At 54.4% G+C, this 16,093-nt stretch carries 16 protein-coding genes; 7 read left to right on the top strand and 9 right to left on the bottom strand.

Going from position 1 to position 16,093, the window contains the following annotated elements; genetic code table 11:
• Positions 1-3 precede the first annotated feature (3 nt).
• Positions 4-1,038: an SPFH domain-containing protein gene (locus Q4501_RS07270; protein ID WP_303595423.1), complete on the top strand. Its 1,035-nt coding sequence runs from the start codon at positions 4-6 to the stop codon at positions 1,036-1,038.
• A 31-nt stretch (positions 1,039-1,069) separates the two neighbouring features.
• Here Q4501_RS07270 and yfbR read toward each other — a convergent pair whose 3' ends face one another.
• Both yfbR and Q4501_RS07260 read right to left on the bottom strand, forming a co-directional pair.
• Positions 1,070-1,663 carry a 5'-deoxynucleotidase gene (yfbR, locus tag Q4501_RS07265; protein WP_303595421.1) on the bottom strand — a complete coding sequence of 198 codons (594 nt, stop codon included), beginning with the start codon at positions 1,661-1,663 and terminating at the stop codon, positions 1,070-1,072.
• Between the two features lie 44 nt (positions 1,664-1,707).
• Complete coding sequence (locus Q4501_RS07260; RefSeq protein WP_303595419.1) at positions 1,708-4,536, bottom strand: DUF748 domain-containing protein; 2,829 nt, start codon at positions 4,534-4,536, stop codon at positions 1,708-1,710.
• A gap of 224 nt (positions 4,537-4,760) precedes the next feature.
• Between Q4501_RS07260 and pdxH the strand changes: the two genes are divergently transcribed.
• The 5 genes from pdxH to Q4501_RS07235 are packed head-to-tail and all read left to right on the top strand — an operon-like array spanning position 4,761 to position 7,641.
• Complete coding sequence (gene pdxH / locus Q4501_RS07255; protein ID WP_303595418.1) at positions 4,761-5,396, top strand: pyridoxamine 5'-phosphate oxidase; 636 nt, start codon at positions 4,761-4,763, stop codon at positions 5,394-5,396.
• The gene (locus Q4501_RS07250) at positions 5,365-6,147 is read left to right on the top strand and encodes a 4'-phosphopantetheinyl transferase superfamily protein (protein ID WP_303595417.1); all 783 of its coding nucleotides are present in this window, start codon (positions 5,365-5,367) and stop codon (positions 6,145-6,147) included. Before pdxH ends, Q4501_RS07250 begins: the two co-directional genes overlap by 32 nt.
• A 34-nt stretch (positions 6,148-6,181) precedes the next feature.
• Positions 6,182-6,802, top strand: a complete 621-nt coding sequence (locus tag Q4501_RS07245) for a DNA-3-methyladenine glycosylase I (RefSeq protein WP_303595415.1) — start codon at positions 6,182-6,184, stop codon at positions 6,800-6,802.
• Positions 6,803-6,859: 57 nt separating this feature from the next.
• Positions 6,860-7,180 (top strand): DUF6482 family protein, encoded by a 321-nt coding sequence (locus Q4501_RS07240; RefSeq protein WP_303595413.1) that lies wholly within the window; start codon positions 6,860-6,862, stop codon positions 7,178-7,180.
• Entirely contained in the window at positions 7,177-7,641 is a 465-nt protein-coding gene (locus Q4501_RS07235) for a DUF3429 domain-containing protein (protein WP_303595411.1), read from the top strand. The genes Q4501_RS07240 and Q4501_RS07235 overlap by 4 nt, the downstream gene beginning before the upstream one ends.
• Here Q4501_RS07235 and Q4501_RS07230 read toward each other — a convergent pair.
• The 6 genes from Q4501_RS07230 to Q4501_RS07205 form a co-directional block, all read right to left on the bottom strand.
• The gene (locus Q4501_RS07230; RefSeq protein ID WP_303595410.1) at positions 7,638-8,636 is read right to left on the bottom strand and encodes an RNA polymerase sigma factor RpoD/SigA; all 999 of its coding nucleotides are present in this window, start codon (positions 8,634-8,636) and stop codon (positions 7,638-7,640) included. The genes Q4501_RS07235 and Q4501_RS07230 overlap by 4 nt on opposite strands.
• Positions 8,637-8,740: 104 nt before the next feature.
• A complete protein-coding gene (locus tag Q4501_RS07225) occupies positions 8,741-10,183 on the bottom strand; it encodes an aspartate kinase (RefSeq protein WP_303595409.1) in 1,443 nt (480 codons plus the stop codon).
• A gap of 51 nt (positions 10,184-10,234) precedes the next feature.
• A complete protein-coding gene (gene ectB, locus Q4501_RS07220) occupies positions 10,235-11,500 on the bottom strand; it encodes a diaminobutyrate--2-oxoglutarate transaminase (protein ID WP_303595408.1) in 1,266 nt (421 codons plus the stop codon).
• 157 nt (positions 11,501-11,657) lie between these two features.
• Positions 11,658-12,167 carry a diaminobutyrate acetyltransferase gene (ectA, locus tag Q4501_RS07215; RefSeq protein WP_303595407.1) on the bottom strand — a complete coding sequence of 170 codons (510 nt, stop codon included), beginning with the start codon at positions 12,165-12,167 and terminating at the stop codon, positions 11,658-11,660.
• 148 nt (positions 12,168-12,315) lie between these two features.
• Positions 12,316-13,266, bottom strand: a complete 951-nt coding sequence (locus tag Q4501_RS07210) for a hypothetical protein (protein WP_303595406.1) — start codon at positions 13,264-13,266, stop codon at positions 12,316-12,318.
• Positions 13,263-14,669, bottom strand: coding sequence for a sodium:solute symporter (locus tag Q4501_RS07205; protein WP_303595405.1), 1,407 nt, complete (start codon positions 14,667-14,669; stop codon positions 13,263-13,265). Before Q4501_RS07205 ends, Q4501_RS07210 begins: the two co-directional genes overlap by 4 nt.
• On the opposite strand from Q4501_RS07205, the gene Q4501_RS07200 reads away from it, so the two are divergent.
• On the top strand, positions 14,662-14,976 hold the full coding sequence (locus tag Q4501_RS07200) for a hypothetical protein (protein ID WP_303595404.1): 315 nt from the start codon (positions 14,662-14,664) through the stop codon (positions 14,974-14,976). The two genes, Q4501_RS07205 and Q4501_RS07200, sit on opposite strands and share 8 nt — an antisense overlap.
• A 69-nt stretch (positions 14,977-15,045) precedes the next feature.
• Here Q4501_RS07200 and Q4501_RS07195 read toward each other — a convergent pair whose 3' ends face one another.
• Positions 15,046-16,014 (bottom strand): radical SAM protein, encoded by a 969-nt coding sequence (locus Q4501_RS07195; RefSeq protein WP_303595402.1) that lies wholly within the window; start codon positions 16,012-16,014, stop codon positions 15,046-15,048.
• Between the last annotated feature and the right edge of the window lie 79 nt (positions 16,015-16,093).

The following is a 16,093-nucleotide window of genomic DNA, read 5'->3' as shown; positions in this document are numbered from 1 at the left end:
GTTATGGAACCCTATATTTCACCGGGACTGATCATCAGTCTTATTGTTGTTGCCATCGGTATTTTCATCATTGCCAAGGGCCTGGTGATCGTGCGCCAGTCTGAAGTCATGGTTATTGAGCGTCTGGGCTCGTTTAACCGGGTTCTGGAAAGCGGCGTGAACATTATTATCCCGTTCGTAGAGCGGCCCCGCCCCATCACTATGATCCGCTACATGCGCATGGGTGAGGAATATCACCCGATGACCACTGATGAAACCCGCATCGACCGCCGTGAAACCGTGATGGATTTCCCCGGGCAACCGGTGGTGACCACCGATAACGTGACCGTAAAAATCAACGGTGCGCTCTACTACCAGATCATCGACCCCCGTCGTGCCGTATACGAAGTAGCCAACATGAGCCAGGCGGTTGAAGTACTGGCCAAAACCACTTTGCGCTCGGTAGTGGGCAAGATGGAACTGGACAAGCTGTTTGAGTCCCGCGCCGAGGTGAACAACGCCATTCAGGCCGAAATGGAAGAACCTGCGTCAAAATGGGGTGTAAAACTGACCCGGGTGGAAGTGCAGGACATCAGCATGCCGGAAGAGGTGGAGGATGCCATGCGTTTGCAGATGGCCGCAGAGCGCAAACGCCGAGCCACCGTAACCGAGGCAGAAGGCGAAAAAACAGCAGCGATTGCCATGGCACAAGGCCAGCGAGAATCCGCCATTCTCAACGCCGAGGGTGATAAACAGTCGGCTATTCTGCGTGCCCAGGGGGAGCAGGAATCCATTCGCCTGGTGCTGAGCGCCATGGGTGATTCGGAAGAGAATAAACAGACGGTTATCGGCTATCTGCTGGGGCAAAGTTACATCAAGGTATTGCCGAACATGGCGAAAGACGGTGAGCGGGTGTTTGTACCCTACGAGTCTTCTGCGCTTCTGGGTTCTATGGGTATGTTCCGGGAACTGGCCGGCAGCCCGGACGACGTGGTTCGCCAATCACTACAAAAAGACGGCCTGCGTGGTGGGTTCGTTGGCGGCGCCAGCAACCTCTGACGCTCACGAGTGCTAAATAACCTGCCGGGCATCAGCCCAGCAGGTTATCCAACGGCTTTTCATAGCCGGGAGCGAATACTTCCATAAAGTAAGCGACTTCCGGCAACCCTTCCTGCTCTAGCCTCTGACGGATCTGCTTCTCAGCCGGCTCAAACTCACGGTTACCCGCCCGCACTTCCGCTTGGCACTTCAGCCAAGCCGACAATCGGTCTGCGGCCTTGATCAGTTCGCGATCCTCAGCCGGCAATTGGGACTCCCGAAGATAGGGCGCAAAATCCTCACGCAGGTCCTCCGGTAGCAGTGCCAGCAACTCAGCCTCCGCCTTGTGTTCAATATCACCGAAAGCCTCCCGCATAACTTTCGAGTGGTACTTAACAGGAGTCGGCATATCGCCGGTGATCACTTCAGTAGCGTCATGATAAAGCGCGGCAGCAGCGATTTTATCGGCATTCACCCGCCCGCCAAAGTGCCGGTTGCGGATCAGTGCCAACGCGTGAGCCAGTGTGGCCACTTCCCAGGAGTGGGTAGCTACGTTCTCTTCGATAGCGTTGCGCATCAGCCCCCAACGCTTGATCCAGCGTAACCGGGAAACATAAGCAAAAAAATGACTACCAGCCTGTGACACGCGCTTTATCCCTTTCAAACATCGTTGTGAAATTTACCGCCGCCTCAGCGGGCATCCAACGTAAACCCGACAATGACATTGCCGTCCTCAGATACCTCGGCATTACGTGACGGATCGAGCATGAATAACTGGTTTGCCGGAACACCATGAGTATCCCGCAGGATTTCCTGTAATGCAGCGCCCCGTGCGCTGGCGAGATTACTCATTGCCTCGGGCACCAGAGTCCGCTCTCCCGCCAGATAGGCCTCGCGGGCTTCTTGCCAGACCTCCTCTGACAAGGCTCCGTTCTGGCTCGCCGCCAGCTCATCACGCAGCAGCGCCAGCCCATCAGCATCGGGCGAAACACCACCACGTATATTCAGTAACAAATCCGGGCGATCAAGCAGGGCTTCTGCCAGGGCGGCCAGCTTCTCAGCCTCGCCCTGCACCAGCCTGGTCGTACCGGGCTCAAAGCGCACCTTGCCCAACTCCTCGCTACTCAGGCCAGCCAGTTCGGCAATCGATCCAAGCACACTGAACGGTGACGTAGCGGCTTTTGCAAGCAGGTTAACAAACGTTCGCATAACAACCTGACCGATTCTGAAATCCGGGCTGTCCAGATCGCCGCTGACTGGCAGGTTCACATCAATAACACCATTGCCGTCCCTTAGCAGGGTCAACCCTAGCTTCACCGGTGCGTTAACGGCCTCTTCGCTGGCAACGGGTTGCCCCAGACTCAGGCGATCCATAATCACCCTGTTCGATGCGTCTATCTGGCTCCCGGTAATTTCATAGTCAAGATCCAGCTCTAACTTGCCGCTATCAATGCCGTAGCCCAAATAACGACTCAGATAGGGCGAAAGTGCGGGCAATGAGAGGTCTTTCATGGTCAGTTTCAGGTTACTGGTCTCTTCCGTACCCAGAGTGCCGATGGTGCCGTCAGCTTCCACGCTGGCGCTGCCACCCACCCGACCTTTCAGGGACACCTTGCCTTGCTGCGGCGATACATTGCTGAGGCCGGTGATTGTTCCATTGAGCTGGTCAAGCGACGTTGTAAACGCGGGGTCCAGAGTACGATCTGTGTAATCGAGCGCGCCTTTTTCAATCATTAACTGGCCGATCCGGAAGATAAACGATTCGTCTTCTGTCGTGTCCTCCTGCGGCTCTGAGGCTGTATCAACAGACTTGGGCGGCAGAGAAATTTTCGCTACGTTGTGCACACTGTCGGTGTTGCGAACAAGGTTAATCGTGGGCTCGGCGAGGGTAACCGTGCCGATTTCCAATCTGGGCGGGTGGACGTTGTACTCGATGGGCGCCAGGCGAAGCGCCTGCCAGGAGATCATTCGATCGCTGCTATCTGGCAACTGAAGGTTCAGCCCGCTGACCTCAGCTGTGCCGCTGAAAGTACCCGTTAGCGGGTCCTGCTGCCCATCCAGATCGAGATTACCATCCAACCCCAATGTGCCAGATTCAATGGCAAGATTGGCTGACTCCTGCAAATAGGGCTCGAACACCGCCAGAAGGATGCCCGAGCCGGATATCGCAGCTTCCAGCGTAAAGGGCAGAGGTGTCAGCTGGCCATTCAGGGACAGCGTGCCACCGCTGGCCAAAGCTGTCTGGAGCTTGTACGACATCGGGTCTTCCATCTCGCTGCTGATGTCGCCGGTGGAAAAGGACAATTGCTCCAGTGTCAGCTCCGCAGGCGAGCCCGGCTGCTGATCCTTCCAGCTCACACGACCATCAGAAATGCTGATGCCATCCAGTGACCACCGGAACGGTTGCTCAGTCGATGCAGGCTCCGACGCTTCAGTGCCAGGTTCTTTTTGTTGGTTGTTCTCATTGAACGCGGCAAGCCCGGCGACCCAGTCAATGTCGCCTGCTTTGTTCCGCGCCAATGCAACATTGGGCTGCTCCACCGAAATCTGACCAACAACGGCTTCACGGGCATTGAGGTCGAATCCTATATCGTCAACAGCGATGGATGCCGTGGTTAGCCCAGGCTGCTCATTTTGCGCATCGGGAGCCACGGCCAAATCTTCCAGCAACAACCGGCCGTTGCGGGTAGAAAAATACAGAACATCTCCTGACTGCAGCTCGTAATCTGAACTTACCGACACCTTACCCCCGCGCAAATCATAGGGCAGGTAAGGTGCAAGGAAATGCCCAACTGTCTCGTGGTCAACGTTGGAGACCATCAGGTTTCCATTGGAGTAAAGCGGTGTAACACTCAGGTTGCCGCGCCACTCAATGATCTGGCTGCCCAGTGCTGCCTGCAGGTCATAGTCGCTGTTGCGATCATCCCGTTGCCATGTGGCAAGGTCGCTCAAAGTAAGGTCCAGTGGTGTAATCCGGAACTCTGCCATTTCGGCCTGGGTGTAATCCCGAAACAGTAGTTCGCCACCGTTCACATCGATCTGCCCAAAATACACCGAAGGTGGGGCTTGATCCTCCTCCGCCCCGGCCTGCTCTTCCGGCAAAGCGTCGTCCTCTGCACTGGCAGCCTGAAAGTCCCGCGCAAAGTTCACACTGTAGTCTTCAAGCAGATCAACCCGTATAAAAGGTTCCTCGAGCTGAATGGCCTCAAAGCCGACAATTCCACGAATCAGCTGAAAGAAGTTCATGTCGATCATTAGTCGGTCGAAACCAACCACCGTTTCTTCGCTGCTATCGCGGGCGGTAAGCTCAGAAGCTTCGACACTCAACTTGAACGGGTTGGCGCTGATATCGGTAACGTCAACCTGCCAGCCCATACGCTGGCTCAGCTGTTCTGGTACAAATCTTTCCAGCCACCAGGGCAAAAGCAGAAAGCCTGCAAGGCTATACAGAATCAGAAGAACCAGAAATCCGATAATCAGATTTCTGGGCATTCGGCTGTGCTGACGGCTCTGGGCCACGGGTATCTCCTCAATAACGGCGGAATACCGGGGCGATCTTGCCCACCTTCCTGCCCATAAGGATAGTCGGCCAGGTGCCGGTTTGTCAGCTGCTCACTTTGTTGTTAATTGCATGTCACCGGTTACAACACGGGGACCGCTGACAAGCGGCCCAGAACCGGATATGCTCAGCCGTCGTAATGTCATCCCGTGCAGTCTGTTCAACGCGAGTGAGGGAAAGGTTTATGGATATTGGCGATATGCGTCGCGATTTTGAAAGCGAAGGGCTCGATCGCGAGGCACTGAGCGACAACCCGGTCCAGCAGTTCGAGACCTGGTTCAGCGACGCCCGGGAAGCCAGTATTCTGGAGCCGAACGCTATGTCCCTGGCTACAACCGGCGCCAACAACATGCCGGATTTGCGCACAGTGTTGCTGAAGTATTTTGATGAGCGCGGGTTTGTTTTTTACACCAATTACGAGAGCCGCAAAGCCCACGAGATGGCGGAAAACCCGAACGCTGCCCTGCTGTTTCCCTGGATTGGCTTGAACCGTCAGGTACGCATTCAGGGCCAAGTCGAAAAAGTCAGCAAGACTGAATCCCTGAAGTACTTTGCCTCACGCCCAAGAGGCAGCCAGATAGGCGCCTGGGTATCAGAACAGAGCAAAGCCATTAACTCCCGGGGATTGCTTGAGCAGAAAGTGGCGGAAATGAAACGCAAATTCAGCGAAGGTGAAGTGCCATTACCGGGTTTCTGGGGCGGCTATCGCGTTGTCCCGGAGCGCATTGAATTCTGGCAGGGCCGACCCAGCCGTCTCCACGACCGATTTGAATACGTGAGGGAAGGTGATGGCTGGCTCATCCAACGACTTCAGCCCTGACTCCAGCGGCAACCAACCGAAGCCGGCCATCTGGCTATGCCACCAGGCCGGACCCACTCCCGAGGCTCCACCGGACTGGCTTGCATTTGATGAGCGTGAACGGTTTTCCGGGCTCAGCCAGGACCGCGCGGCAGAGTTTCTCACCAGTCGCTGGCTGATCCGCCAGGCTCTCAGCAGGGTAAGCGCCGAAGAGCCAGCCCGGTGTTGGCCGGTGAAAGGGCGCGCGACAGCCTCTGAGAACCCGCCAGGCTGGCAACTCTCACTCAGTCACAGTAACGGGCTGTCTGCCTGCAGCACTCAGTACGGCTCAGCCCTGGGCATAGATATAGAACCCAGCAAGCGTCACCCGCAATGGCAAAAAGTGGTTAAGCGCTGGTTCTCGCCCATTGAACAGGAATGGTTGTTTCAGGAAGATGACCCCCACGCTTTTCTCTGGGCCTGGACATTGAAAGAGGCATGGCTGAAAGCAACGGGTCGCGGTATTGCGGGAAATCTGCAGACACTGGAAGTGCGAAGGAATTTTGAGCTCTACGGCGACCAGCCTGCCGATGACTGGCGAGCCTGCGCCTTTTACACCGAGGGGTTTCTGTGCTCACTGGTGTACAGGCAGACTACAAGTGACCAGCCTGATTCATGGCCCGTCATCACGCTGCTGGAACCGCCACCAGAGAATTACAACCTGAGCGCAGGGGAGGTGCTGCCCCCCCACTGGGAGCCAATGTTTCAGCGTAGAATCCGGCCAAAGCGCTGAAGGCGAATCGATAAAACCGTCGGGAGACCAACTTATGCCTGTTGCGCAGCAAGAAGACCAAGCCCGCGAAACTCCGGCCGGCACTCAACGCTGCCCCTGGTGCGGTACCGACCCGCTTTATGTGCACTACCATGACACAGTCTGGGGTCGCCCCGAATACGACGACCTCGCCCTTTTTGAAAAGTTGTGTCTTGATGGCCAGCAGGCCGGCCTGAGCTGGATTACGATCCTGCGCAAACAGGAGAGCTATCAGGACGCCTATGACCACTTCTATCCGGAAAAAATTGTTCGCTACAACGACGCAAAAATCGCCGAGCTTCTGTCAAATCCGGGCATTGTTCGCAACAAGCTGAAAGTCCAATCGATTATCAAAAACGCCAGAGGATTTCTCGACTTGCAGGAGCAAGGCATCGGGTTTTCACATTTTCTCTGGTCTTTCGTTCAACACAGCCCTATCCAGAACAACTGGCGGAGCCATGATGAGGTCCCCGTTACCACACCGGAATCCGAGGCTATGTCCAAAGCTTTGAAGCGAGCCGGTTTCACGTTTGTCGGCCCGACCATTGTTTATGCTTTCATGCAGGCAACCGGAATGGTTAATGACCACCTCGTACATTGCCCGCAGCACATGCAGTGCCGCGCACTCGCCCAATGATCTTAAATGCTCACTGGCTCGTAAGTTCTGGAGAATCAGGTATCCCGGAGCTTCACTGTGAGAATTACCCTGGAACAACTCGCTACGCAGCCCAAGCAGGTCATTGACCTTCTTGAGATCATATCCATTGAAGGCCAGCAATACATGGCCAGGCTGAGCCTCGGAGACAGGCAGCTGCTACTGTCTGACAAGAAAGGCCTTACCCGACTGTTCAGCAGTGCCTGGCAGATTCAGGACACTCTTGGCAGCTTTCCCATTAAAGAGACTCAGGTAGTTCACCCTTCGGCCTATCACGAGATGATAGGCATGGCGCCCGCCGCAGTAGAGCCCTTGAGAATACGGGTTCAGAGACAGAAGGTTCAGGGGCAAGAACAGTGATTTCGGTAGCAAGACTGGCAATTCTGGTGGGCATTGCGGGCCTGATCCCCTTCATTGCCGGTGTTACTGCTCTTTTTACACTACCGCAATACAGCGTTTCTGTGTTGGGTTATTTTTATCTTTACAGTGCGGGCATTCTGGCTTTCATGGCAGGTGTGTACTGGCCCATAGCAATGCAACTGGATAATCGTTGTTACCCGCTATCACCGCTGGTAACCATGCTGCTAAGCCAGGTCTTCTTCGTTGCAGCAGGCGTCGGCCTTCTGCTAAGCACTCCAGCGCAGATTGCACTTTACAGTTTTGCCTACCTTGCGCTTTATATTACCGACACTCGCTGGATGCGAGTGTATTGGCCAGGCTGGTACCTGCGACTGCGCCTTGTCCTGACCCTCGTCGCAGTTACCTGTCAATTGACCGTCGGCGCCTGGTTCTTCCTGATCCATTCCAGCCAGGTGGTCTAGAGCTGATACGCCTCCTCCTGCCCAGTAACCAGCGCTTGCAACTTGCGTAGCGCTAACTTTTCTATTTGCCGCACCCGCTCCCGACTAATACCCATCTCATCAGAGATCACTTGCAGCGTGTCCGGTTCAGGCAAGCCCAGTCCGTAGCGGCGAGCAAGAATCGTCTGCTCCCGCTCCGTCAGCTCACTAAACATCGATGTCAGGGCCCGACGATCATCGCGCCCAGACATTCGGTGCTCCGGACTTGCCTGCTTGTCGGCTTCAAGGCTGTCACCCAAAGTGATTGAACCATCATCAATCAAAGGAACGTCCGTTGATAATTCCCGCCATGCCAGCGCCCTGAGTTCTCCAATCCGTGAGGGCGTCGCTTCCATCGCCCGGGCCAGTTCTGTCTGAGACGGCATGCGCCCGAGATTCTGATGCATCTGCAAGGATACTTTGTGAAGGTTGCGAATTTCATTCACGACGTTTTCCGGCGTATGAACCAACCGGGCACCCCGCTGCAAACAGCGTTTGACCTCTTCACTGATCCACCAGTATGCGTAAGTCGAAAAGCGGAAGCCTTTGGTAGGGTCGAAGCGCTCAACCGCTTTAATCAGGCCCACATTCGCATCCTGAATCAAATCAGACATGGGTATGCTGTGCTGATTGTGACGGCGGGCAATGTGCACGGCCAGACGCAAGTTGCTTTGAATGAGTTTGCGACGACAAGCGTTAGCAAGATGGAAGGCGCGGCGGCACCTGGGTGAAAAGACGCAAGCGTCGCCAAGGCTGCCGATGACAGCACGGAAGGTCTGTGGTGTGTCTTCAGGCAGAGTTAACTCTGCGCTGATAACATGGTAACACCGCGTGAGTTTGCGAGAGAGGCGGCGTTCAGACACCTCCGTGAGCATTTCATAGCGGGACGCATCCCTGAAATACAGCCCAACCAGAGAATCCCTTTCACCATCGTTGGGCTTTTTAGGAGATGGTCCCGGCCTGTCTATATCTAACATGGCACGGTACCCGTTGGAATTTACAGAGAATACGTCCTCATACCAAGGATGGATTCATCGCCGGCCGCCCTGCCGGCGCCATGAATCCACTCTGCACTCATTCCTCAGGCCGCGACAATCGCATAACCATGATTGTGGGGTTCGACTAGAACCCCATGCAAAGCAATGATCGCTTTCTCATAGTTGTCTTCATCAACCACAAACTGGATATCAACCTGTCGCATACACTGGTGCAAAGCCAGAATGTTGATTTCCTCATCAGCCAACACTTTGACCGACCGCGCAAGAATACCCGGCATCTTTATATCGCTGCCAATCGCTGAAACCACCGCTACTTTACGGGTACTGATCTCACCATTGGGAAACTCATCTTTCAGCGCACTTACCACACGCTTTACGTGCTTTAGAGTGCTGTCCACATAGTGGATAATCGTATTGGCGTTAGTATCCTTCGCCATAAAACGCACCTTGAAGCGGCTGAGAATATCCAGAATGCGACGATCAGAGCCTGGCTCTCCCTGCATATCCTGATCAAACACTTCTATCGCAAACACGCCCTTGGCACCGGCAATAATCTCAACCTGTGGCTTTTCGCTCACATAATCGCCAGTGATCAGGGTACCCGTGTGTTCCGGCTCGAATGTGTTCATCACACGCAACGGAATCTCAGCCTGACGCAGGCCTTTGCCAGCGCGGGGATGAATAGCTTCCATACCCAAATTTGCCAGCTGATCTGCCACGTCATAATTGGTACGACCCAGCGGGACCACTTTTTCTGCGCCTACAATGTTGGGGTCAGCAGAACTCAGGTGGTATTCCTTGTGAATAATGGCTTCGCGGGCGTCAGTCATCACTGCCACGCGGCTGAAGGTCATTTCGCTGTAGCCCCGATCGAAGGTACGCATCAGTCCTTCTTTGCACTGTGCGTAGCCAGTTACGATAGGTAGTTCACGGCTCAAATCCACCGCATCAAATGCCTGCTTCAGCTTTTCATCCAGCGGTAACAGTTCGGTATCACGCCAACCGGTAAGATCCACAAACCGCGCATTGATGCCTTCCTGCTGCAGTTTCAGGGTTGTATTGAACGCACTGTGCGCTTCACCAATGCCAGCAAGCATTTCCCGAACCGTGAGCAGATGCTCTTCGAGTTGGAACTGGCCGTAAGAGCACAAACGCTGAAGATCAATAAGACAACCGCGAACACCTTCAATACGATCGGTAATAAACTGATCAGCCTGCTGCTTCAGCATCGGGTCTTCAAAAAGTTCGCCGTTAATATCGGTGATGAACTTGATCAGATGGGTAAGATCATCACCCCATGCCCAATCCGACTCTGCGTCAGCGAACAAGGCATACACGCCCGGCTCACCGGTTTTTTTGTGTTCCAGCAACTCGTTGGTAACACCACCGTATGCAGAAACCACGAAGATGCGCTGGTAGAGATCTTCCTTACTACGGTCCGCGACAATAATGTTGTCGCGGACCGCTTCGTAGTTGCTCATTGAGGTACCGCCGATCTTCTCAACGGTATGTAATTGACTCGTCATATTCGTACCCTGGCTTATCCTGCAGATTATTGTTCGAGTTGCGGGGGCGCCTTACGACGCCTCGCTGATTCCTTCCTGCATGATTTCATCAACACTTTTCCCCAACAACTCGGCACCCAGCTTCAAATCGTCCTTGCTGGTTGTCAGCGGCATCAGGCATTTGATGACTTCATCGTTCGGACCACTGGTCTCGATGATCAGGCCATGCTCAAAGGCACGTTTGGTAATCGGCCCGGTAATATCCGCATGGGTAGCCTCAATGCCTCGCATCAAGCCCCGCCCTTTCATTTTGAACTCGCCCGGGTACTTATCGCAAATCGCCTGCAACGCATCACCCAGAACCTGGGTCTTTTCTTTGACACTGTTGGCGAACTCATCGTCTTTCCAATAGGTTTCTACTGCCGTACGGGCAGTAATGAACGCCATATTGTTACCACGGAAGGTACCGTTATGCTCACCTGAGTCCCAAATGTCCAGTTCCGGCTTGAGCAGCACAAGTGCCATCGGCAGGCCGTAGCCACTCAGAGACTTGGAAACAGTGACGATATCCGGCTTGATACCCGCAAACTCAAAACTGAAGAACTCACCTGTACGACCATTGCCTGCCTGGATATCATCAAGGATCAGCAACATATCGTGCTTTTTACACAGAGCTTCCAAGCCTTTCAGCCACTCAGCACGAGCCGCATTCAGGCCACCTTCGCCCTGAACTGCTTCCACAATGACTGCCGCAGGTAGCTCAACACCGGAAGAACTGTCCGATAGCAGCTTGTCCATAATGGCCAGAGTATCAACATCGTCACCCAGATAGCCGTCATAAAACATAAAGTCGACGTTGCTCAGGGGCGCGCCCACGCCACCACGGTGGTGTTTGTTACCTGTTGCAGCTACTGCACCCATGGTCACGCCATGGAAACCGTTGGTAAAAGAGATGATACCGGTACGACCTTTCACCTTACGTGCCAGCTTCAGGGCTGCTTCGACACAGTTCGTACCCGTCGGGCCCGTGAACTGCATTTTGTAGTCCAGGCCACGGGGATCAAGAATGTATTTCTTATAGGATTCGATGAAGTCATGCTTGGCGGTGGTAAACAGGTCCAGGCCCTGGCTTACGCCGTCTGATTCAATGTACTCAAGCAATGCTTTTTTAAGAATATCGTTATTGTGGCCGTAGTTCAGCGAACCTGCGCCGGCCAGAAAATCCAGATACTGCTTACCGTCTTCCGTGTAAAGATGTGCGTTTTTGGCACGATTAAAGATCACTGGAAAGGCACGGCTATATACACGTACTTCGGATTCAGTCTTGAAAACTTCCATAATAGTTCCTCTTAGCCTCTAGGCTTTTGAATAGAGTTCGGTGTCGATGGGGGCCGAGAGAGCAGCGCGGGTGCAAAGGGAGACACAGTGCCCCTTAAAGAACACCCGGATAAGCTCTGAAATCGCTCCAGGGCTGCTTGAGAGCCGCTTGCTGCAGCTACTTGGTGAAAGGCCCTATGCGCAGCAGAAATTCAGAATCGTGCTGACCACCAAAGTGAGTGTCTTTCTCGAAGTGCTCATGGTGCTCAAGCTCGGCGCCCATATCTCGCGCAAAGGAGCGGAACAGTGCCCATGAAGCTTCGTTGTCAGCGGTGATCGTGGTTTCCATGTGGGTCACGCTTTTGCACGCATCCCGAGCCACGATTTCTTTAAGCATCCGCTTGGCCAAGCCCTGACCGCGGCCTTTCTCATGGACGGCCACCTGCCATACAAAAACAGTTTCGGGCTTTGAGGGGGGGATGTATCCGGAGATAAAGCCGACCAGATCGCCGTCTTTCTCCGCAGCAACGCCGGTGTCGGCGAAATGGCTGCACTGCAAGAGGTTGCAGTAAATCGAGTTGGCATCCAGAGGGGGGCATTCTGCTACCAACTGGTGGAGCCTGAAGCCATCATCCTTAACGGGTGTACGCAGGGTGATGGCGGTGGTATTCGATCCTTCTGATGTCATAACGTGGTTAATTCGCCTTAAAAGTAAGAGGTAAATTATATAGACCACAAAATATATTTCAAGTCGGCCCGGTCAAAGGCGCCACGGGAACCATGAGCGCCTCCATCAATGATAGACCGGATTATGGCATTCGCCAGTGACGGAAATATTAAAAAACCGAAGGAAACACAAGTTCGCCCGGGGTGAGCGAGGCACCTTCAAGAACACGCTTTCGATAGGAGATCGCAGCCGGGGAACCCTCGGGCCAGAGGCGATCAAACTCCGAAAGCCAAGCCCTGACATCGAAGTCAACAGGCATCAGATGCAGATGCAATCCACCGGACTCCAGGCCTGCGACCGACTCAGACAGCGGTGCTGAGCGACTAACACGAGCAATCAGGCCGCGGGTATCAGAGCTCAGATTGCCCATACCCGATGAGCCATTGTTGGCCACCAGGCGACGACGCCCCTCGACTTCGCCCGACCAGAGCACCGGCAGGCAGGTGTGGGTGGACACCATCACATCCGCGCCGGAACTCCCAAACCACTCAGTGAGCTTTTCTCTGTTGCCAGCAGCAAAGGATTCATGAGCCAGCCCCCAACCGGCCAGAGACTCCGGATCGCCATGCAACACCAGAATCTTTAGGCCTCCAAATAACAGACAATGATATCTGGGAAGAGAGGCCAGCCGCTTCTGGATATCCGGATGCGATCCGGCAACATCCTGAAGCTTCGCCATAATCTGATTGGAGCGCTCAACCACGCCCTGGTTTATAAACTCAGGATAGGCACAACCGCACCCGGCACCCGTACTCGGGGCAGCCAGTTCATAGTCAACGTTCCCCAGGCTGGCCGTGTGGCTCAGTACCCGACTGTTGATGTTGCGGAACAGTTCGTCACTGGCGTTGAACCAGTTGAAATCGCCATTGAACACCAGCCTTACGCTGCGCCCTTGCCGTTCTTCGGCGAGGGCCATGCGCTCAATTTCATCCAGAGCAAAAGGGTTCCCATACAGCCCACCAATGACATAAAGAACGTCTTCCGTAACCGGCATGGGGTTTGCGCATAAAGACGCCGGTTCATAGCGATAAGCCAGGGGACAGCTGCGACCTTCACTCATCGTACCTCTCCCGCAGTCAGAGACTTACCAACCAGCAAGCGCAAGGCCAGCGGCAGGAAAAAGCCCGCAGTGCAAATAAGGAACCCATAGGCATTAACGCCGAGCAACATGGCGTAATTACCGTCACCAATAGCCCAACCTGCCGGGATAAGACCGATTGCCAGCATCAGCCCCAACCCGAGACCGGTCCAGAAGCTCAGGTGAAAACTCCACGGCGACCAGCGCGTGAACCCGTAAAACAGAAACACCGGCGCCAGCCCCATCACCATGGTTCCGGAAATCGTGGTGGCCTTGAGAATATCCGTACCGGCAAACATCGGCAGGTTGCCAATCACTGCAAATACAATCATTACAGCCGCGCCCACCCGCATACCGGGCAGCCGGTCTGTCGCCCGCTTCGCCAAACGCGGTAAGTCAACCGCCAGGGATTTAGCGAGAGAGGTAAAGGTTGAATCCAGGGTAGAACCTGCAGAAGTCATCATCACCACACTCATAAAAAACAGCGCCGCCAACCCAAGTGACTGGCCGACTGCAGCGGGCGCATTGCCCATGGCCTCAATACCATTCAGGCGGGCGTGAACACCCACCAGGCTGAACAAGAACACCGCCACAAAACCCAACAAGCCCGCAACCACAAAGCTCTTGAGCATGGTTTTTTCCTTGTTCACAAAACCCCGATCCGTCAGCACCGGGTCATGAAACGGATAACTGAACATCTGCAACAAGGCGACTAACAACAAATCAAACCCAGCATTTAACCGGAACTCGCCTTCGCTCAGTAAAGCCGAGGTTTCGTTGGCCGGGATAATCATGAACAGCACCGCACCCAGGAAAAACACGAACACGAAGGTCTGGATCACATCGGTAAAAATCGAGGACCGGAGCCCACCTTTCAGGCTGTAGGCCAGCGTAAACGCCGTGAACACCATAGCCGCAACGTAATACTCCCACTCCCCGGGCAACCCGAAGTAACCACCCACAACCGCCGTGTTACTCCAGACCTCGTTATACAGCCGAATCAGAATAGCCGCAGCAAACGCCAACCCCGCAAAACGCCCAAACCGCGAAGTAAGAAAATCCTGCAGACTGCGCGCGCCAGTCTGTGTCCGAATGAGATAAATGATGTACCCAGCCACCGGAATCGACAGCCAATAACTGGCATAAGCCAGCCCTCCGGTCACGCCGTAAGTCGCGCCAAGGTTCGCTGCATTGGTCACCGACTTGGCAAAAATCCAGCTGATAAAGATACTCGCCGTAAGCGACCACTGACTAACCGGGTTACCCTGATCATCCGCGCCTTTGTAAAAAGACTCTGAATTCCTGCTTTTTGGCGACAGCACATACATAACCACGCCATAAACCAGCAAAAATCCCCAAAACAGGGAGGCTTCCGTGATGTTCATTGATGTCTATTTCCTCGTTGTGTTCCGGGGTTTTATTCGTATTTCAGCTTCGGAGGTATCGGCGCTGGTGGGGTTGGGGTCAAAAAACCGCCCGTGGACCCATCCATGGGGGGCTTGGTCGCGCCGTCCATGGCGCTCCACATTTTTTGACCCCAACCCCACCAGCGCCTTAGCTGAACCAAATTCGTTCCTTCCCCGACAAACAGGCGCCTGGAACGCTTCCATCTTCATTCTGATCAAGAGGCCTGCACGATTCCGCCGCGGTATGGGGGGTGACTGTTTATTTTCGCCGGAAAAAAATGTCTGAGCGCAGCGAGTTGTTTTTTCCAAGAAAATAAACAGTCACCCCCCATACCGCCAACTCCCATGCCAAAACTCAAACAGGCGCCGAACAACTAGCCCCAAACCGATAACAGGAAAAACACCGGTGGTGCCGCAACATAACCCGCTCATCCATGCTCTCCGCCAGCGACCCACCCAGATCATACTGAGGATCATCATCCACCAGCGTGCACGCATAAACCCGCACCGAATCGCCCTTCTTTACCAACATCCGCGTATAGGTACACATGAAATGCGCACGACTATCCACCGTCGGATATTTCTCCATGCAGTTTTCGGTAATCTCCGGGCTACCATCTTCTGATCCCGGCGTACCCAGATCCGGGAACGCAGTAAACGCCAGAGTTTCGGGAATCTGCCACTCACGGAAAATCTCCCGGAACGCAGCTTCCACGTCAGCCGGAATTTCATCCGGATCCGTCTGGCGAGCAATAGACACCTTGAACCCCTGCTCAACCAGCCAGTGAATGCCCTCCAGCGCCTGATCAAAACTACCCTCACCTCGATCCTTGTCATGGCGAGCTCGATCCGGGAAATCCAGGCTCACGCGGAAATGGATCGGGTAGGGATTTTCCAGCAACGGCAACACCTGATGACGGCGCTTAAGTAACGGCTCCGTGGCATTGGTAAGCACAAAGCAGGGCCGATGCTGACTGGCATAATCCAGAATGTTCACAAAATCACGAATCACAAACGGCTCGCCACCGGTGAACGAAAGCTGCTCCACACCCATATCGAGGGCTTCGTGAATAAACGGCTTCACATCACTCAACTTCATGCCGGGAATACGGCCATCACCCGGGTGACTGCCTTCCAGACAAAAGGGGCAGGCCAGGTTGCAAGCTGTGCCCGTGTGAATCCACAGCTCTTTCAGCCTGGCGGCGTCGATGTATCCGCGAGGGTCGCCATTGCGGGTGTGAGTCCAGCTATCAAACGCTCTGGACTCCAGTACTTCTACCGCCGGAATGCGTTTTCTGGCAGGTCGGGTTTCGGTCAGGGGCATAAATGCTCCTCGATAGCTCTGGAATAAGGATGCTCGAAAACAGGCGAAGCCTTCTGGTGACAGCTATCGCCCACAATTT

The organism is Marinobacter sp. 2_MG-2023 (assembly GCF_030546935.1).
Classification (GTDB): Bacteria; Pseudomonadota; Gammaproteobacteria; order Pseudomonadales; family Oleiphilaceae; genus Marinobacter.
This window is presented reverse-complemented; position numbering and strand designations above follow the sequence as displayed.